Annotated in this window: 15 protein-coding genes; 8 read left to right on the forward strand and 7 right to left on the reverse strand. The window is 71.6% G+C overall.

The genetic code is table 11. From position 1 onward, the window contains the following. The 4 genes from J5V16_RS11735 to J5V16_RS11750 all read right to left on the reverse strand — a co-directional run bounded on the left by J5V16_RS11735 (window position 1) and on the right by J5V16_RS11750 (window position 6,379). Window positions 1-849, reverse strand: coding sequence for an FHA domain-containing protein (locus tag J5V16_RS11735; RefSeq protein WP_208496438.1), 849 nt, complete (start codon window positions 847-849; stop codon window positions 1-3). 85 nt (window positions 850-934) lie between these two features. Then, complete coding sequence (gene dusB, locus J5V16_RS11740) at window positions 935-2,113, reverse strand: tRNA dihydrouridine synthase DusB (protein ID WP_208496440.1); 1,179 nt, start codon at window positions 2,111-2,113, stop codon at window positions 935-937. A gap of 47 nt (window positions 2,114-2,160) precedes the next feature. Then, window positions 2,161-3,438: a hemolysin family protein gene (locus J5V16_RS11745; protein WP_208496442.1), complete on the reverse strand. Its 1,278-nt coding sequence runs from the start codon at window positions 3,436-3,438 to the stop codon at window positions 2,161-2,163. 97 nt (window positions 3,439-3,535) lie between these two features. Then, window positions 3,536-6,379 (reverse strand): hypothetical protein, encoded by a 2,844-nt coding sequence (locus J5V16_RS11750; protein ID WP_208496444.1) that lies wholly within the window; start codon window positions 6,377-6,379, stop codon window positions 3,536-3,538. Window positions 6,380-6,689: 310 nt separating this feature from the next. On the opposite strand from J5V16_RS11750, the gene dnaG reads away from it, so the two are divergent. After that, the gene (gene dnaG, locus J5V16_RS11755; protein ID WP_208496446.1) at window positions 6,690-8,552 is read left to right on the forward strand and encodes a DNA primase; all 1,863 of its coding nucleotides are present in this window, start codon (window positions 6,690-6,692) and stop codon (window positions 8,550-8,552) included. Window positions 8,553-8,662: 110 nt separating this feature from the next. Continuing rightward, window positions 8,663-9,526 carry a V-type ATP synthase subunit I domain-containing protein gene (locus J5V16_RS11760; RefSeq protein ID WP_208496448.1) on the forward strand — a complete coding sequence of 288 codons (864 nt, stop codon included), beginning with the start codon at window positions 8,663-8,665 and terminating at the stop codon, window positions 9,524-9,526. 50 nt (window positions 9,527-9,576) lie between these two features. Here the strand turns inward: J5V16_RS11760 and J5V16_RS11765 are convergent, their stop codons facing one another. Next, window positions 9,577-10,644, reverse strand: coding sequence for a fatty acid desaturase family protein (locus J5V16_RS11765; RefSeq protein ID WP_208496450.1), 1,068 nt, complete (start codon window positions 10,642-10,644; stop codon window positions 9,577-9,579). A 182-nt stretch (window positions 10,645-10,826) separates the two neighbouring features. Here J5V16_RS11765 and J5V16_RS11770 point away from each other — a divergent pair, with 182 nt between their 5' ends. From J5V16_RS11770 to J5V16_RS11785, 4 genes are all read left to right on the forward strand, one after another. Beyond that, complete coding sequence (locus tag J5V16_RS11770; protein ID WP_208496452.1) at window positions 10,827-11,780, forward strand: ABC transporter ATP-binding protein; 954 nt, start codon at window positions 10,827-10,829, stop codon at window positions 11,778-11,780. Further along, the gene (locus J5V16_RS11775) at window positions 11,777-12,586 is read left to right on the forward strand and encodes an ABC transporter permease (RefSeq protein WP_208496454.1); all 810 of its coding nucleotides are present in this window, start codon (window positions 11,777-11,779) and stop codon (window positions 12,584-12,586) included. Before J5V16_RS11770 ends, J5V16_RS11775 begins: the two co-directional genes overlap by 4 nt. Window positions 12,587-12,597: 11 nt before the next feature. Next, complete coding sequence (locus J5V16_RS11780) at window positions 12,598-13,395, forward strand: ABC transporter permease (RefSeq protein ID WP_208496456.1); 798 nt, start codon at window positions 12,598-12,600, stop codon at window positions 13,393-13,395. 144 nt (window positions 13,396-13,539) lie between these two features. Continuing rightward, window positions 13,540-14,385, forward strand: a complete 846-nt coding sequence (locus tag J5V16_RS11785) for a ThuA domain-containing protein (RefSeq protein ID WP_208496458.1) — start codon at window positions 13,540-13,542, stop codon at window positions 14,383-14,385. A gap of 182 nt (window positions 14,386-14,567) precedes the next feature. Here the strand turns inward: J5V16_RS11785 and J5V16_RS11790 are convergent, their stop codons facing one another. Continuing rightward, entirely contained in the window at window positions 14,568-15,185 is a 618-nt protein-coding gene (locus tag J5V16_RS11790) for a pyridoxamine 5'-phosphate oxidase family protein (RefSeq protein WP_208496460.1), read from the reverse strand. Window positions 15,186-15,234: 49 nt separating this feature from the next. Here J5V16_RS11790 and J5V16_RS24390 point away from each other — a divergent pair, with 49 nt between their 5' ends. Together J5V16_RS24390 and J5V16_RS11800 are read left to right on the forward strand one after the other, a co-directional pair. Further along, window positions 15,235-16,545, forward strand: coding sequence for an aminotransferase class I/II-fold pyridoxal phosphate-dependent enzyme (locus tag J5V16_RS24390; RefSeq protein ID WP_208496462.1), 1,311 nt, complete (start codon window positions 15,235-15,237; stop codon window positions 16,543-16,545). A 70-nt stretch (window positions 16,546-16,615) separates the two neighbouring features. Continuing rightward, window positions 16,616-17,908 carry an MFS transporter gene (locus J5V16_RS11800; protein WP_208496464.1) on the forward strand — a complete coding sequence of 431 codons (1,293 nt, stop codon included), beginning with the start codon at window positions 16,616-16,618 and terminating at the stop codon, window positions 17,906-17,908. Here the strand turns inward: J5V16_RS11800 and J5V16_RS11805 are convergent. Further along, entirely contained in the window at window positions 17,905-18,672 is a 768-nt protein-coding gene (locus tag J5V16_RS11805; protein ID WP_208496466.1) for an SDR family NAD(P)-dependent oxidoreductase, read from the reverse strand. The two genes, J5V16_RS11800 and J5V16_RS11805, sit on opposite strands and share 4 nt — an antisense overlap. Window positions 18,673-18,748: the final 76 nt, after the last annotated feature.

The following is an 18,748-nucleotide window of genomic DNA, read 5'->3' on the forward strand; positions in this document are numbered from 1 at the left end:
TCAGGCACCGGAGCGTTCGGCGGCGTCGAACGGCTCGAGGTCCCCGGGCGTGAGCGTCGTGCTCTGCAGCAGCGCGCGGATGAGGTTGTCGTTGAGCGCGTTGCCGAGCGGTTCGCCGAACACCTCGCTGCGGCGCAGGCCGTAGACGCGGTGCCGGTAGTCCGGGGCCGAGAGCCGCTCGCGCACCGACGCGACGACGCGGGCGACGGTCTTCTCGTTCCAGTCCCGGTCCTTCGGGCCGGGGAGCCGGGCCATGTCCCCGGCCACGGTCTTCCAGGACACCGGCTGCGGCTGCGCCAGGCCCCGCAGGTACCGCTGCGCCAGCGAGGCGATCACGAGCCGCTCGGTGCGGCTCAGCCGGTGCACCACCGGGACCGCGGTCTCGTCCTCGGGCGCGGCCTCGCCGTCGGGGCGCTTGCCGCCGATGACGCGGATCTCGAGGAAGTGGACCTCTTCGCGGGGGTTGCCGATGTAGACGGGCGTGTAGGCGTCCTCGACCAGGCGCTCCTGGCCCTGGAGCAGCATGGCGTCGCCGGGGAACAGCATCGGCAGCCGTCCTTCGTTGCGCATCGTCCACTCGCCGCCGTGGCAGATCAGGCGGCCGTGGCGGCGGCTGATCCGGTCGTCGGTGACGCCGAGCGGGAGGTTGACGTTGTCCTTGTCGCGCCCGAAGAGCAGTTCGAACGGGCGCGGCGGCACCGCCCAGCCCCGGTAGGCCGAGAGCGCGAAGACCGTGCCCAGCGGCGGGTACGGCAGCGGGTCCTCGCCCTCGGGCGCTTCGGGGACGCCGGCGGCGAGGCTGCGCACCCACGGTGGGAGCACTTGCGGGTAGAAGGCCTGGTCGGTCATGCGGTGGCACCGTCCTCTCGGGGCAATGGGGTTCGATTCCCATTGTGCCGACAGCGGGTGCGGGACCTCTCCCGCGAGCGCCGGGTCAGCCGCCCGAGGAGTCGATCTCGGCGCCTGCGGGCACCGTGAGGTCGTCGCGGTCGTCGAGCCAGCCGTCGGGCAGGCTCACTTTGCCGGGGCTGTTGGTGCGGCCGCGCGGCTTGCCGATGGTCGACTCGGGGAACGGCGCGTCGGCGTCGAGCTTGCCGAGCAGGTCTTCGAGCTCGTTGAGGTGCGAGACCATCGAGAGCTCGCGGCGCAGCTCGCCGCCGACCGGGAAGCCTTTGAGGTACCAGGCGACGTGCTTGCGGAACTCGCGGCAGCCGTGCTCCTCGGCGTCGATGTTGCGTCGGGCCTCGTACGACTCGGCGCCCGCGATCCACTCGACGAGCAGCTCGGCGTGGCGGTACATGACCTTCGCGACCTCGCCGAGGGACGGCATGATGCGCTTGACCTCGCCCTCTCGGCGAAGCTTGCGAGCCTGAAACCCGGCTTCGAGGTCGCCGAACAGCCAGGGCCGCCCGAGGCAGCCGCGTCCGACCACGACGCCGTCGCAGCCGGTCTGCTCGACCATGCGGAGCGCGTCGTCGGCCTCCCAGATGTCGCCGTTGCCGAGCACCGGCAGGTCCAGGTGCTCCTTCAACGCGGCGATGGCGTCCCAGTCGGCCGTGCCCGAGTACCGCTCGGCGGCGGTGCGCCCGTGCAGCGCGACCCAGGCGACGCCCGCGTCCTGGGCGATCTTCCCCGCTTCGAGGTAGGTCAGGTGGTCGTCGTCGATGCCCTTGCGCATCTTCACGGTCACCGGGAGGTCCCCGGCGGCCTTGACGGCGGCCGTGACGATCTCGCGGAACAGCCCGCGCTTCCACGGCAGGGCCGAACCGCCGCCGCGGCGGGTGACCTTCGGGACGGGGCATCCGAAGTTGAGGTCGATGTGGTCGGCGAGGTCCTCGTCGGCGACCATCTGCACGGCCTTGCGCATCCCGGCCGGGTCGACGCCGTACAGCTGCAGGCTGCGGGTCTGCTCTTCCGGGTCGAACTCGATGAGCCGCATGGTCTTCGGGTTGCGCTCGGTGAGCGCCACCGTCGTGATCATCTCGCACACGTAGATGCCCGCGCCCTGCTCGCGGCAGAGCTTGCGGAACGGCAGGTTCGTGATCCCGGCCATGGGCGCCAGCACCACGGGCGGGTCGACCGTGGCGCCTGCGAGCGAGAGCTGCTTTGTCACCGGTCCATTATTCCAGCGGACCGGCCCGGCCGCCCCGCCCGGTGACGTCAGTCTCCGACCGCGAGGCGGCGGACCCGCACGGTGATGATCGCGTGCTGCTCGACGTCCGCCACCTCGAACTCCCAGCCCGAGAGGCGCACCGTGTCGCCCGGGGCCTCCGGGAGCCGCCCGAGGCGCGCCAGCAGCAGGCCCGCGACCGTGGTGAAGCTCCCTTCGGGCTGGTCGACCAGCTCGATGTCGAGGTCTTCGAGGTCGTGGATCGGGAAGGTGCCGGGCACGGTCATCACCCCGTCGGCGCGGTGCTGCACGGCCATCACGTCGCGGTCGGTCTCGTCGTAGATCTCGCCCACGAACTCCTCGAGGAGGTCTTCGAGGGTCACGATGCCGTCGATGCCGCCGTGCTCGTCGACGACCACCGCGAACTGCTCGTGGTCGGCCTTGAAGCGGCGCAGCGCGTCCGAGACCCGCAGCGACTCGGGGAACACCACGGCCGGGCGCATCGCCTCGGTGAGCGCCTGCGAGTCGTCGAGGAGGTCGCGCAGGTGCACGACGCCGAGCACGTCGTCCAGGCCCGTCTCGCCCGTCACCGGCGCCCGCGAGTGGCCCGAGGCCGCGAGCAGCGCCCGCGCCTCGGCGATCGCGGTGTCGGCGGGCAGCACGAACACCGCGCGGCGCGGCACCAGGACTTCGCGCAGGCGCCGCGCGTGGATCTCGAGGGCGCCGACGATGATCTCGCGCTGCTCGGGGTTGAGCGCCCGCTGCCCCGAGACGAGCTCGCGCAGTTCGGAGGCGCTCATCTGCTCGCCGTCGGACTCGTCGCCGCCGCCGAAGACCCGCACGACCAGGTTCGTGGACCTGCTCAGCGCCCACACCGCCGGCCGCGCGGCCGTGGACAGGAAGTCGAGCGGCTTGGCCGCCAGCAGCGCCCACCGCAGCGAGTACTGCATCGCCAGGCGCTTGGGCGCGAGCTCGCCGAACACGAGTGTGAAGAAGGTGAGCACGACCGTGACCAGGCCGACCGCGACCGCGTCGGCCGCGCCGCCGAGGAAGCCCAGCGCCGGGACGATCGGCTCGGCGAGCGAGACGGCCGCCGTGGCCGAGGCCAGGAACCCGGCGAGGGTGATGCCGATCTGGATCGTGGCGAGGAACCGGTTCGGGTCGCGTGCGAGCCGCACGAGGGTGCGCCCGCCCTTGCCCGGCTCGCGCTCCAGCGTCCGCAGCTGGCCTTCCCGCAGCGACACCAGCGCCATCTCACTGCCCGCGAAGAGCGCGTTCAACAGCACCAGCACGCCGACGAGCGCAAGGTTCCAACCGTAGCCGTCCATTCCTGCCTTCCATCGAGTTTCGGTTTGCCGCACAAGGTACCCGATATGACGAAGGCCGCCCGGCGGTGCGCCGGGCGGCCCTCGAACGGGTCTGCGTCTATTCGAGGTCCACGGTCACCGATGCGCCCCACGGGTTGCCCGCGACCTCGTAGGCCCCGGCGTAGGAGAACCCGTCGCCGCCGACGGTGGCGCCGCCCGGGATCGTGGCCTGGCCGTCGAGGTACGAGTGGAGCTTCTGCCCGGTGTAGTCCGTGACCAGGACCACCGCGGCGGTGCCGTGGTAGCCCTGTGCGTTCAAGGCGGGCGTCTCGGAGGCGCACAGCGGGTCGGCCATGCGCGAGTCCGCGAGCTCCTTCCGCACTTCGCCGCCGGAGACCCAGCTGACCTTGGCGTCGCCGCGGCTGGTCGCGATGAACGCGCCGCTCTGGCTGCCGACGACCAGGCAGGTCGGGTTCGCGCCGACCTCGGTCGCGGCCGTCTCCTTGAGGGAGCCGTCGAGTTCGCGGACCTTGCCGTCGGCGGTCGCGACGGCCGAGGCGCCCTCGGCCGCGGCGACGTCGGCCACGCCGCCGTCGAAGCCGACCGCGTCGCCCGCGGCGGCGTCGAACTTGAACTCGGCACCCTCGTAGTGCTGGGCTGCAAGCCCTTCGAGCGTGGAGGCGAGGTCGACGACCGCGACCTGGCTGGCGCTCAGGTCGCCCACGATCGCGTAGCCCGCGGTGGCGACCTGGTCGCGGCCCGCGCCGCCGGCGACGTCGCTGCGCTCGGTCGAGAGCGAGCCGCCGGAGTTCGACCAGGCGTCGACTGAGGTCGGCGCGGTGAACGGCAGCTCGACGGTGCCCGCGATCTCGGCGGCGCCGAAGTGGCCGGGGTTCGGCAGGCCGGGGTAGGACTCGGACCAGCTGGACTGGTACGAGTCCGCCTTGTCGCCCAGGGCGATCACGACGAGCGAGCCGGTCTGCGTCTCGGGCGTCCACGTGGTGACGAGCGCGAGCTCGTTGCCGTCGGTGAGCGCCACGTCGGTCGGGACCTGCCCGTCCGGCAGCTGGAGGCAGGTGCCGCCCTGCGCGCCGCTGATGCCCGCGGTGGCGATGATCCCCGAGGAGAACGCGATCACGGAGTGGGCGTTGACCTCGGCGCTCTGCTCGGGCCGCGCGAGCGCGACCGGCTTGCCGAGTTCGCCGCCGAGTCCGGCGACGCAGTCGGCGGTCGTGCCCTCCTGCAGTTCGAGTTCGGGCCGGCCCTCGTCGGTGAACCTGCCGCCCGCGCGGGGCGTGATGCCGAGCGAGGCGTCGGTGGACTCGACGACGGTGACGTGGTCGATGCCGCTGAGTCCGGATTCGTCGGTGACGTACCCGAGCTGGCCCTGGATGCTGCGGTCGGCGTCGCCGAACAGCGGTTCGGTGGCGAGCGCGTCGCCCGAAGCGGCAGCGAGCTCTTCGGCGCCGTTCTCGCCGGCGTCGCCGTAGCGCCAGGAGAACCATTCGGCGGTGCCCGCGGCGGCGGCGAGCTCCGTGTAGCGCTCGGGGGTGAGGGCGTCGTCGGCGCCGCCGGTCTCGCTGGCGTCGCCCGCGCCTTCGTTGCCCGGCTGGGTCGGCTCCCGCGGCGGCTCGGCGCCGAGCATGAGCACGATGCCGATGATGAGGCCGAGGGTGATGAGCCCGCCGATGCCGTAGATGGCGTAGCGGACGCCGCGGTGCGTCGGCGGGGCGACGCGGGTGTTGCTCGGCGCGGGCTCGGCCGGGACCTCGGGCGCTTCGGCCGGTTCGCTGCGCTGTGCGGGAACGGCTTCCGGTGCCGGAGCCGCCTGGTCGGCGTAGGCCGGGTCCTCGAACGGCTGGTCGTACCCGCCTTGGTCGTAGCCGCTCTGGGCGTACGCGGACTGCGGCGCGGCGGGGGCGTCCTGCTGCGCGTACGGGTCGGGCGCGCCGAAGTACGGGTCCTGTTGCTGCTGCGGGGGCTCGCCGCCGGCGGGGCCGAACGCGTCCGAGCCCGAGCCGTAGGGGGCGCCGGTGCGCTGGTCCCCATAGGAGCCCTGCTGCTGCGGCACGGGCGGGAACGGCGGCGCGGACTGCTGCTGGGCCTGGTACTCCTCGCGGGCCTGCTGGGCCTCGGCCTGGATCCGCTCGGCCTGGTACGGGTCGGACCGGTACAGGTCCTGGCCGCCGGCTTCGCCGCGGTACTGGTTGTGGCCGTAGACGTCCGCCTCGTACGGGTCGGAGCGCAGCTCGGGGAATTCGAGGTCGCCGCCCTGCTCGGGGGCGGGCTGCGGCTGGTTGAAGCCCTGCGGCGCGGACCCGAAGCCCTGCTCGGGCGCTTCGGGCGCGGGTGCGGCCGCGGGCGGCGGGGCTTCGCCCGCGCCGGTCCAGGAGGCACCGCCGCTGGTCAATCCCCAGCCGGTCTGGGACTGCTGGTGCATCCAGTCCTGGCTCGATTTCGGCGGCCAGTCCGGTGCCTCGCCCCATTCGCCTTGCGGCGCAGACTCTTGGCGGCCCGGCTCGGGCGTGCTCGGCTGGCTCTGGTGGGGCTGGCGCTGCGCGCCGCCGTACGGGGCGTCGCCTTGCAGCGCATCCCCGTACGCGGCCTCGCTCTGCTGCCCGTACTGCGGTTCGGCGTGCCGCGCCTGCTGGGGGCCCGGCTGCTGCGGCACCGACGGGGTCGCGTCGTCGAACGCGCCCCATTCGCTGCGTTGCGCCTCGGGGTCGAGCCCGTCGAAGGTCCCGGGCTGCTGCGGCTGCGCCTCTTCGAAGAGGCCGCCGCTCTGCTGGGGGCGCTGCGGGGGTCGCATGAACCGGTCGGCCGCCGACGGCTCGTCGTCCGGCGCTGTGGAAGGCAGGTGGCCCACTCCGCGCGCGGTGATGCGGGGCGGATTGGTGGGTGTGGCCGCCGGTTCACTGGTGGGAGGCCAGGAGGGCGGCTGCTCGGGCGATGGGTCCGGCATGATAGGCGACTCTAGCGGATCGGACCGCGCTCGCGTGAGGCGTGGTCGGGAACGAAGCGTGCGAGAACCATGGTACAGCGGCGTGTCGCACCGGTTCTGATCTGCGCCAACGGTTTTCGAGGGACCGTTTCGCGACGTGACCTCCGCGACCCGTCCATGGTGGCCGAACACTCATTGCGGCTGCGCACCGGGGTCGGGGCGCTACCGAGCGTCCGCCCGTAGTGGGTCCGGGGCTCACACCGGGCGGCGTCTGCGAGCGGGTTGTCGGCGGGACCGGGCAGAATGGGAAGGCAGCGAAAAGAGGTGAACAGTGGCAGGGCGGATCCGGGACGCCGATATCCAGCTGGTGCGCGAGCGCGTGGACATCGCCGATGTGATCGGCGAGCGCGTCACGCTGCGCAACGCCGGCGGCGGCAACCTCAAGGGCCTGTGCCCGTTCCACGACGAGCGCTCGCCGAGCTTCAACGTCACGCCCGCGCGCGGCGTCTACCACTGCTTCGGCTGCGGTGTCGGCGGTGACGCGATCACCTTCCTCACCGAGCTCGACGGCCTCACCTTCGTGGAGGCGGTCGAGCGGCTGGCGGCCCGCGCCGGCCTCAAGCTCACCTACGAGGACGTCGACGGCCGGGTGCAGCGCGGCCCCTCCGGTGCGCCGGGCCTCAAGCAGCGCCTCCTCGACGCGCACGCCGCGGCGGCCGAGTTCTACACCGCCAAGCTCCTGTCGCCCGAGGCCCTGACCGCCCGGCAGTTCCTGACCGCGCGCGGCTTCGACCGGGACGCGGCGGCCACGTTCGGCTGCGGCTACGCCCCCGACTCGTGGGACGCGCTCGCGAAGCACTTGCGCTCCAAGGGGTTCACGGCCGAGGAGCTGAACACGGCCGGGCTCGCGAAGCCCTCGCGCACCGGCAATCTCATCGACCGGTTCCGCCGCCGCCTGGTCTGGCCGATCCGGGACTCCTCGGGCTCGGTGATCGGCTTCGGCGCGCGCAAGCTCTTCGACGACGACCAGGGCCCCAAGTACCTCAACACGCCCGAGACGCCGCTGTACAAGAAGTCCCAGGTGCTCTACGGGATCGACCTGGCGCGCAAGGAGATCGCGCGCACGGGCCGGGTCGTGATCGTGGAGGGGTACACGGACGTCATGGCCTGCCACCTCGCGGGCGTCCCGATGGCGGTGGCCACCTGCGGCACCGCGTTCGGGCCCGAGCACATCCGCATCCTGCGGCGGTTCCTGTTCGACTCGGAGTCGGCGGACGGGCGCATCATCTTCACGTTCGACGGCGACGAGGCGGGGCAGCGCGCCGCCCTCAAGGCCTTCGACGAGGAGCAGCGGTTCGTCTCGCAGACCTACATCGCGGTCACGCCGGGCGGGCAGGACCCGTGCGAGCTGCGCCAGAGCGCGGGCGACGCGGCGGTGCGCGAGCTGATCGAGCGGCACACGCCGCTGGTGCAGTTCGCGCTGGAACGCGCGATCGCCAAGCACGACTTGGACACCGCCGAGGGCCGCCTGCACGCCACGCGCGCCATCGCGCCGCTGCTGGCCCGCGTCAAGGACCGCGGCCTGGTCGAGGAGTACATCGGCGTCTACGCCGGGCGGCTCGGCAAGGAGAAGGCCGAGCTGCGCCGCGCGGTGCAGGGCGCGGCCACCGGCCAGGCGCCGGAGGCCCCGGCCGGGCCGAAGCGCGAGCCGCGCGCGGACTCGACCCAGTTGCGCGCCCAGCGCGAGGTCCTCAAGGTCGCCTTGCAGCAGCCGCAGGTCGCCGGGCCGTACTTCGACGCCGTGGACGCCACGCCGTACACCGACCCGAACTACCGGGCGGTCCGCGAGGCGATCGCGTCCGCCGGGGGAGCGGCGCATGCCGCGGCCGGTCCGAACTGGATCGCCGCCGTGCAGAACGCCTGCACCGAGATCGCGGCGGGCGCCCTGGTGAGCGAGCTGGCGGTCGAGGAGCTGCGCCTCGCGGGCGAGCCCGACGGCCTCTACGTCCGCACGATCCTGGCGCGCATCCAGAGGCCCGTGGTCGAAGCCGAGGTCGCGGATTTGAAGCGCCGTCTCCAGCGCATCAACCCGAGTACGGACAAGGACGAGTACATGAGGCTGTTCGGCCAGCTCATGGGCCTGGAGCAGCACGTCCGCTCGCTGCGCGACCAGGCGGCGAACGCTTTCGAGTGATCCCGGGCCGAGGGCGCCCGACCGGGCCGGGTCCCGGCGGTATCCGAGACAATCTCGATTTCACATGTTGTGATGCAGGTAGCAGACTTACTCACCTTTTGGGGGGAGTCATGTCCCAGCCACCGGCTTCACCGCCGCCGTTCCCGCAGGAGCCTCCGGGGCCTCCGCCCTACTATCCGCCGCCGCCCGGCCCGCCGGCGGAGCAGTGGGGCGAGCGGCCGAAGACCCTCGGCGTTCTGGCCCTCGTCTTCGGCGCGGCGGCCCTGCTGTTCGGCCTCATCCCGGTCGCCGGCATCTTCATCGGCGGGCTCTTCGGGGTCGCCGCGATCGTGCTCGGCATCCTCGGGATCTTCAAGTCCCACAAGCTGATGTCGATCATCGGCATCGCGCTCGCGGTGGTCGGGCTCATCGTCACCGTGATCGTCACGATCGCCGTGGGCAAGGCCGCCGAGGACATCATCGAGGACTGGCCGACCGACTACGAGACCAGCGACGACGGCGAGGACTCGGACCAGGGCCACGGCGACGCGCCGCAGGACCAGGTCGTCGACGGCACCGACCCGACCGCGCCGCTCCCGGCGGGCAGCGAGGTCACCACGGGGAACTGGACCGTGGTCATCAGCGAGGTCGTGCCCGACGCGACCGACCAGGTCATGGAGTCGGACCCGTTCAACGTGGCCCCGCCCGAGGGGTACCAGTTCTTCTTGTTCACGGTCGACGCGACCTACAACGGCGAGGCCTCCAGCACGGCCTGGGCCGACCTCCTGTTCGGGGTCTTCATCGAGGACAGCGTCTACACCGAGGCCTGCGGGTTCATCCCCGACCACCTCTCGTACGCCCCCGAGGTGTTCGCGGGCGGCACCGCCACCGGCGACTACTGCATCACCGTGCCGAGCGCGGGAGCGGAGACCGCCGCGATCGGCGTCGAGGACTACTGGTCCTCAGCCCCGCGCTTGTTCGTGGCCGCTGAATGAGCGCAGCGAAAAGCCGCCCGCGCGATGCGCGGGCGGCTCTCGTGTCGTGCTTACGCCTTGGCGGCCTTGGCCGCTCGGGCGGCGGCCCGGAGAGGCTCGCCGTGCTCGTGCAGTTCGCCGAGGGCTTCCCTCCAGGACTGGATGAGGCCCGTCGCGTGGTAGGGGATGTCCTTCTCCATGCAGAACTCCTCGACGATCGGCTGCGCCTTGGCGAGGTTCACGGAGGGCATGGCCGGGAAGAGGTGGTGCTCGATCTGGTAGTTCAGGCCGCCGAGGGCGAAGTTGGTGAACCAGCCGCCCTTGACGTTGCGGGAGGTCAGCACCTGCTTGCGGAGGAAGTCCAGCTCGGTCTCGCCGACGAAGGTCGGCATCCCCTTGTGGTTGGGCGCGAAGACCGAGCCCATGTACAGGCCCCACACGGCCTTGTGCACCAGGAGGAAGACGATCGCCTTGCCGGGGGAGAGGACGATGAACAGCGCGCTGAGGTAGGCGGCCCAGTGGATCGCGAGGAAGAGGGCCTCCATGCCGCGGTTCTTCAGGCCGGGCTTCATGACCGACTTGATGCCCGACCAGTTGAGGTTGAGGCCTTCGAGGGTGAGGATCGGGAAGAACAGCTGCGCCTGGTACTTGCCGAACCAGGTGGCGATGCCCTGCGCGAAGCCGGCCTGGCGCTTCGACCAGACGAACAGGCCCGGCGCGACGTCGGGGTCGAGCTCCTCGTGGTTGGGGTTGGCGTGGTGGCGGTTGTGCTTGTCGTTCCACCAGCCGTAGCCCATGCCGTTGGCGAGGTTGCCGGTGAACCAGCCCATGCGCTCGGAGGTGGCGCGGCTGCGGATGACCTGGCGGTGCGCGAGGTCGTGGCCGAGGAACGCGATCTGGGCGCTCACGAGGGCCATGAACGCGGCCGTGAACATCTGGAGCCAGGTGTCGCCGATCAGCGCGAACGCCGTCCAGCCGCCGATGAAGACCGCCGCCATGGCCGCGAAGCGGATCACGTAGTACGCGGGGCGGCGGTTCATCAGCCCCGCCGCGTTGATCCGCCGGCCGAGCTCGGCGAAGTCGCTGCCGGTCTTCGGCCGCGCGGCTGCGGACGGTGCCTGGTCGGCGATGAGCGTCATGGAGAAGGTCCGATCTGTCGGGAACTGCGACTCTTTAATCCTTCCCGTTTCGCCGTGACTTGTAACTACCGCTGACCCGTCAATAGGGGTAGGGCAAGCACTACCCCTACCGGCGGGTATTTATGAAAGATTCGCTTCAAAAAGCGATGGAGAATGTCGCCCCGGGGGCTTAGGGTGACCCCATGCCACATGACGAAGAGATCCTGGTGCGCGCCGCGGACCTGCGGAAAAGCTACGGCGAACACGAGGCAGTGCGCGGCGTCGACTTCGAGATCCGTCGCGGGGAGGCCTTCGGCTTCCTCGGCGCCAACGGGGCGGGCAAGTCCACCACGATGCGGATGATCGGGTGCGTCTCCCAGCCGACCGGCGGCGAACTCGAGGTCTTCGGCCGCGACCCCCACACCCAGGGCGCCGAGATCCGCGCCCGCCTCGGCGTGGTCCCCCAGGACAACACCCTCGACGGGATGCTCACGGTCTTCGAGAACCTGGTGGTCTACGCCGGCTACTTCGGGATCAAGAAGAAGGCCGCCAAAGCCAAGGCCGCCGAACTCCTCGAGTTCGTGCAGCTCTCCTCCCGCGCCAAGGACCAGGTCAACGAACTCTCCGGCGGCATGCAGCGCCGCCTCGCCATCGCCCGCTCCCTCATCAACGAACCCGAGCTGGTGATCCTCGACGAACCCACCACCGGCCTCGACCCGCAGGCCCGCCACCTGGTGTGGGAGCGGCTCTTCCAGCTCAAGCACCGCGGCGTCTCGATCCTCCTCACCACCCACTACATGGACGAGGCCGAGCAGCTCTGCGACCGCCTCGTCGTCATGGACGAGGGCCGCATCATCGCCTCCGGCTCCCCGCGCGAGCTCATCGACACCCACGTCACCAAGGAGGTCGTCGAACTCCGCTTCGGCACCGCCCACACCACCGAGCTCGCCGAACTCGCCCTCACCCTGGGCGGCATCGGCGCCCAGATCGAGGCCCTGCCCGACAAGATCCTCGTCTACACCGACGACGCCGACGACACCAACGCCGCGCTCGAGGCCCGCGACATCAACCCCACCTCGGTCCTCGCCCGCCGCGCCACCCTCGAAGACGTCTTCCTGCGGCTCACCGGCCGCGCCCTCGTGGAGGACGAAGCGTGACCACCGCGATCGCCGACCGCTCCGCGCCGACCCCGGCCCAGGCCGCCTGGCGCGCCTTCAACCTCCAACTGGCTCTGTACAAGCACGTCTGGCACGGCACCGTCTTCACCTCAGGCCTCCTGCCGGTCCTCTACATGGTCTCGATCGGCATCGGCGTCGGCGCGTACATCGACTCGTCCGCCGTCGGCGGCCTCACCTACGCCGAGTTCATCGCCCCCGGCCTCGTCGCCTCCGTCGCGGTCATGATGCTCGGCAACGACATGGTCTTCCCCGTCCACGGCGGTTACGAGGACTGGGGCGGCCACTACCTCGCCCAGCGCGCCACCCCGCTCGGCCCGGTCGACATCCTCAACGGCCACCTGCTCTACGCGGTCGTCTTCCGCCCCTTCACCAACTGCACGGTCGTCGCGATCGTGCTGGCCTTCTTCGGGGTCTACACCAACGGCTGGTGGGCCGCGTTCGCCGTGGTCGCCGCCGCGCTCGTCTCGGCCGCGCTCGCGCCCTGGCTCCACTTCTGGGCCTCGAGCATCAAGAACGACTCGAACCTCAACATGATCTTCCGGTTCGCCGTCGTACCCATCTCGCTGTTCTCCGGGGTCTTCTTCCCCGCCGGCGAGATGCCCGGGTTCCTCCAGCCGCTCGTGTGGGCCTCGCCCCTGTGGCACGGCACGGAACTCGCGCGCGCCGCCACCGCGGACGTCGCGCCCGCGCTGCCGCCCCTCGCCCACATCGCCTACCTGGCCGCGCTGGCCGTCACCGGGTGGTACGCCGCCCGCTGGCGGATCCAGAAGCGCCTGAACTTCTAGGAGCCCCAGCCATGTCGGTCATCGCCTACGGCGCCGCCCGCGCCTCCTTGAAGGCCTCGGGCGCCCTGCTCAACCGCAACTGGGTCGCCATGCGGCGCGCCTGGATCCTCATCATCTCCGGCGCGGTCGAGTCCCTGCTCTTCCTGTTCGCCTTCGGGTTCGGCGTCGGCTCCCTCGTCGGGGACATCACCCTCCCCGACGGCACCACCGTCTCCTACACCGCCTACGTCGCCCCCGCGATCCTCGCGAACGCCGCCATGATGGGCGTCCTCGCCGAGACCTCCATCAACGTGTTCGCGAAGTTCAAGTGGATGAAGGTCTACGACGGCATCCTCGCGACCCCCTTGCGCCCCTGGGACGTCGCCCTCGGCGAAGTCTGGTGGGCGCTCATCCGCGGCGGCACCTACATCGGGGCGTTCGTGGTCGTCATGGGGCTCTTCGGCCTCCTCGACTCCTGGTGGGCCCTCCTGGCGGTGCCCGCGTGCGTGTTCATCGCGCTGGCCTTCGCCGGAATCGGGCTCACCCTCGCCACGATCTTCCGCGACTGGCCCGACTTCGACTGGATGAACGCGGTCGTGTTCGCCATGTTCCTGTTCGGCGGCACCTTCACGCCCGTCGAGGCCTACCCGGGCTTCGCGCAGCCGATCGTCTACATCATGCCGCTGTACCACGGCATCGAACTGGTGCGCGGCCTCAGCCTCGGCCAGCTCGGCCCCATGATGCTCGTCCACATCGCCTACCTCATGGCGCTGTGCGTGGCGGGCATGTGGATCGCGCAGAAGCGGTTGGCGAAGGCCTTGTACAAATAGAAGGCAGGTCAAGCAGCAGGCCGCGCTCCCCCTGAGCCCACGTTCGAATCGCGAACCCGCCGAAGGGGAGCGCGGCCGGCCTCGTTCCGCACCGGCTCCGGCTCCTGCCCGATCGGCCTCGACGAGAGCCGATACGCTGGGTGCGTGAGAACCCTGCTGCGACTGTTCGCCGTCGTCGCGCTGGCCTGCGCGCCCGCCTTCGTCCCTGCTCCGGCCCTGGCCGCCGGGGGGCCGCAGGTCCTGGTCGTCACGACCGGGAACGAGGAGCAGGAGGTGGCCGACTACGCGGTCGAGCGCCTGCACATGGAGGCGCGCCGCTGGAACTTCACGCTCATCGAGGGCACCCCCGAGGACCTCGAGCACCTGGGCGCGTACGACGTCGTCATGTTCCTCAACACCGGCGGCGACTTCCTCGACGAGGCGCAGCAGGAGTCGGTCGAGACGTTCGTGAAGCAGGGCGGCGGCCTCGTCGCCACCAACACCGCGATAGAGAGCGAGCCGGACTGGACCTGGTTCCACGAGTCCCTCAGCGCGACCGCGCTCCCGCGCGCCGAGGCGGCCACCGAGGAGTCCGTGAACTTCAATTCGGGCTCGCAGGTCACCGAGGGCCTCGACGAGGAGCTGAAGCTCACCGAGCGCTGGTACTTCTTCGACCCCGAACCGGCGCAACCGGGTTCGACGCTCCTCGCGCAGCTCGGCTCGGGTGACGCGGTCGCCTGGGTGAACGAGGAGCTGCCGGTCTTCTACGCCTCGCCGGGCGGCGAGGGCAAGACCTGGGGCGACCGGGACTTCCTGCAGCTCATCCGCCAGGCGATCTGGTGGGGTGCGGGGGAGGACGCCGCGATGGTGCAGAACTCGGACGACGCCGCCCCGGCCTGGCCGTACACGCTGACCTTCGTCCTGTTCGTGGTCGCCGTCGCCGGCGGCGGCTCGATCGCCGTGTGGCGCTTGGACAAGGCCGAGAGCGAAAGGGAAGCCGCAGCGGCTTAGCAAGGGATCGGGCGGGCCGTCTCGAACTTCGGCCCACCCGATTGCAAAGCGATCCGCGCGGTGCACCTCCTGCGCCTCAGACGGCGCCGGACCGGTCCCGAAGGGAAGTTCCCACGACCCACGCTCCGGACGGTCATGTCGTCTGGAGGCCGGGGCCGGTCCGGCACCGCGCGGATCGCAGTCTAAAGCCGCCCCGCAACCACCGTGGATACGGGGGCCACGCCGTTCGCGAACGGCAGGTCCTCGTCCTCGGGCTCCTCGACGGGAGGACCCGACCGCTGCTTGATGGAGACCTCCTCGAGCGGGATCGCCAGGAGCGCGGACATCGCGTTCTCCTTGGGGTTCGCCTCCCGCGAGCGGTCCGCGCGACCCTCGGCCATGCGGTTGATGAGCGCCTTGAAGACCTCCCAGCGCTCGTCCTCGTCGGTGACCAGCCGCGCGTTCGCGTGCACGACCACCGAGCGGTAGTTCATCGAGTGGTGGAACCAGCTCTTGGAGAAGACGAGCCCGTCGACGATCGTGGCGGTGGCGCTCACGGCGAACTCATCGCGCCCGCCCAGGCCCATGCTCGACCCGGTCGAGCCGTGCACGAACAGCGTGTCCCCCACGCGCACATGGAAGGTCGGCAGCACCCGCGGCGCCCCGTCCGGTCCGACGAAGGCGAGGTCGACGAACAGCGCCTCGTCGAGCACCTGGTAGGCGGCCTCGCGCTCATAGGTGACCCGTTCGCGGGAGCGCTTGGGGGTGGTGCGCTCGGTCTGCGTGAACTGGCTGCTGTGGGGGCATTCGAGGGCGGACATCGGGGGTGGCTCCAATCGCCGATTTTTGTACTGATACAATCAGTTGGTTATGTCGGTACAGTATCAGATCACCGGGTCGGCGGCAACCGAGATCGCCGCCAGCATCGAGTCCGGCGTGCGCTCCGGCGACCTCGCGCCCGGCCGCACCCTGCCCCCCGTCCGCAAGCTCGCCGCCGACCTCGGCGTCGCGCCCGGCACCGTCGCCTCCGCCTACCGGCGCCTGCGCGAACGCGGCGTCGTCGAGACCGGCGGCCGCGCGGGCACCTTCGTCCGCCAGCGCTCCGCGTTCACCCCCACCGGCACCCTCAAGGTCCCCTCCGGCGTGCTCGACCTCGTCTCCGGCGAACCCGACCCCGCCCTGCTGCCCGACCTCGCGTCGCTCCTGCCGCGCGTCGAGGTCTCGCCCGGGAACTACCGCGACGGCGGGCCCTGCCCCGACCTGCTCGACCTCGCCCGCGACCGCTTCGCCGCCGACGGCGTGCGCGGCGACCTCACCGTCACCTCCGGCGCGCTGGACGCATTCGAGCGGGGCCTCGCCGCCCGGCTCGAACCCGGCGACACCGTCGCCGTCGAGGAGCCCACCTGGTCCAACGGGCGCGACCTGCTGCTCTCGGCCGGGTACCAGGTCGCCCCGGTCGCGATCGACGGCGACGGCCCGCTGCCCGACGAGCTCGACGCGGCCCTCGCCGCGGGCGCGAAGGCGTTCATCCTCACCTCTCGCGGCCAGAACCCCACGGGCGCAGCGGTGTCCGCCGAGCGCGCCGCCGCGCTCCGCGAGGTCCTCGCCCGCCGCCCGGGCGTCTTCGTCATCGAGGACGACCACTGGGCCGAGCTCTCGCAGGTCCCGCTGCACTTCGTGGCCGATGCCGCCGAGCGCTGGATGTTCGTGCGCTCGGTGTCGAAGCCCTACGGCCCCAACCTGCGCTGCGCGCTCGTCGCCGCCGACCCTGAGACGAAGGCCCGCATCCAGGGGCGCATGCAGATCGGCCACGGCTGGGTCTCGCGCATCCTGCAGCACTTCGTGATCGCCGCGTGGACCGACGAGGCCGTCGAGGCCCAGGTCGCCCACGCGGGCCGCGTGTACGCCGAACGCCAAGGCGCCCTTCGCGAAGCGCTCGCCGCGCACGGCATCGACGTGTGGGGCCGCTCCGGGCTCAACGTGTGGGTCCCGGTCGCCGACGAGACCGCCGCCGTCGTGGCCCTGCGCGACGCCGGCTACGCCGTCGCCCCCGGCCGCGCGTACTCCTTCCACGGCCACCAGGGCATCCGCGTCAGCACCTCGCGCCTGGACCCGAAACTCGCCGCGGCGGTGGCCGACGCCGTGGCCCAGGCCTCCGGACCGGCGGCGCCGCCGATCTGACCGGCCTGGAGCGGCCCGGGTCCCCACCGGGCCGCTCCAGGCCGGACCCACCTGCAGAAAGGAAACCCCCGTGACCGCTCATCAACCGCCCGTGACCCCCGCCGAGGCGCGCGACACCGCGCCGCTGCAAAAGCGCGTCCTGCGCACGCTCTTCATGACCCAGATCCTCGGCGGCCTCGCCGTCGGCATCGGCATCGCCGTGGGCGCCCTCCTCGTGGAGGAGATGACCGGCTCCGCGACCTTCACCGGCCTCGCCCAGAGCCTCTTCGTGGGCGGCTCGGCGCTCGTCGTCGTCCCGGCCGTGCGCATCACCGAGCGGTTCGGCCGCCGCGGCGGGCTCGCCTTCGGCTACGGCTGCGCGGTCGCCGGCACCCTCATCGTCGCCACCGCGATCCACCTCGGGAACGCCGTGCTCGCGGTCGTCGGCTACTTCCTGCTCGGCTCGGCCTCCTTCGCCGGGCTCCAGTCCCGTTACGCCGCAGCGGACCTCGCGCCCGCGGCCCGCCGCGGCTCGCACCTCGCGCTCATCGTGTGGGCCACCACGATCGGCTCCGTCGCCGGCCCGTCCCTCGCCGGGATCGCCGAGCGGATCTGGACCGGCTGGTTCGGCGGCCCCGCCTACGTCGGCTCGATGGCCGCCATGGGCGTGCTCTGCCTCATCACGGCCACGGTCATCCTCGTCTTCCTGCGCCCCGACCCGCTCCTGACCGCCCGCGAGATCAGCGGTGAGACCGACGCGCCCAAGCGCTCCATCGCGGACGGCTACCGCACCGCGAAGGCCAACCCGGCCGTGCGGACCGGCGTCATCGCCGCCGCCTTGGGCCACTTCGTGATGGTCGGCGTCATGGCCATGACCGCCGTCCACATCAAGCACGGCATGGCCGACCCCGCGGAGGCGCTCAGCGTCGTCGGCGTCATCCTCGGCCTGCACATCGGCGGCATGTACGCGCTCGCGCCCGTCATCGGCCGCCTCGTCGACAAGTACGGCGCTCGCCCGACCCTCATCGCGGGCACGGCGGTCCTCGTCGCCGCGTGCGCGGTCTCCGGCTCCTCGCCCGCGAGCGACCACGTGCGGCTCTCGGTCGGCCTGGTCCTGCTCGGCCTCGGCTGGTCGGCCATGACCGTCGGCTCGGCCGCGCTCGTCACGAGCGCGATCACCCCGGCCGAACGACCGTCCACACAGGGCTTCTCGGACCTCGTGATGGGCCTGGCCGCCATGGCCGCCGGACTCGCCTCGGGCCCGATCGTCGAATACGCCAGCTACGGCATGCTCTGCGTCTTCTGCGCCGTCGTCGCCCTGCTCGTGTTCCCGTTCCTCATGGGCCGGCTCACCGGCCCGAAGCCGGTCGAAGAAGCCGCCTAGTAGCCGTACGCGCTGGGCGCGTTCTGGCCGCCGTCGACCGGGATCACCGCGCCGTTGATCGCCTTCGCCTTGTCCGACAAGAGGAAGGCGATCACCTCGGCCACGTCGCTTGGGTCGAGCAGCTCCCGGTTCGGGAACTCCTCGAGGAACGCCTCGTAGCGGCCGGGGTCGGCCACGCGCAGACGGTCCCAGTTGCGGTCGGGGATGAGCATCGAGCCGGGCGCGACGGCGTTCACGCGGACGCCGCTGGGGCCGAGCTCGCGGCCCAGCACCGTGGCGGCGTGGTTGAGCGCGGCCTTCGTCGAGCCGTACGCGAGCCCCGGAGAGGGCTTGGTGCCGGAGATCGAGGAGACCAGGACCGCCGCGCCGCCGGTGCGCCGCAGCTGCGACAGGGCCGCCCGGAGGGCGGTCATCGCGCTGGTCACGTTGACGCTCAAGGAGTACGCCCAGTCGTCGGGCTCGGTGTCGACGATGCTGCGGCCGCGCGAGCCGCCGACATTGGCGACCAGGCCCTTGAGGTCGCCGAGGCGGCGCTGGGCCTCGTGCACGAACTCGACCATCAGCTCGGTGTCGTTGACGTCGAGCGCGCGGGTGGCGACCGGGATGTCGTGGTCGGCGCGGAGCTTCTCGGCGAACTCGTTCAGCGGGGCGGCGTTCCGCGCGCAGAGCGCCAGCGGGACGCCTTCGGAGGCGAGCACCGAGGCCGTGGCCATGCCGAGGCCGTGGCTGGCGCCGGTGATGAGAACAGGGCTGTTCAGTTGCATGCTGACCATAATGGCTTGCCCTGTCTCGCCCCCGCACCCGCCGATCGGCGGGTTTCGCCCGAATCGAGACGGGGTG

Origin of the sequence: Glycomyces niveus (assembly GCF_017592475.1) — a bacterium.
Taxonomy (GTDB): domain Bacteria; phylum Actinomycetota; class Actinomycetes; order Mycobacteriales; family Micromonosporaceae; genus Glycomyces; species Glycomyces niveus.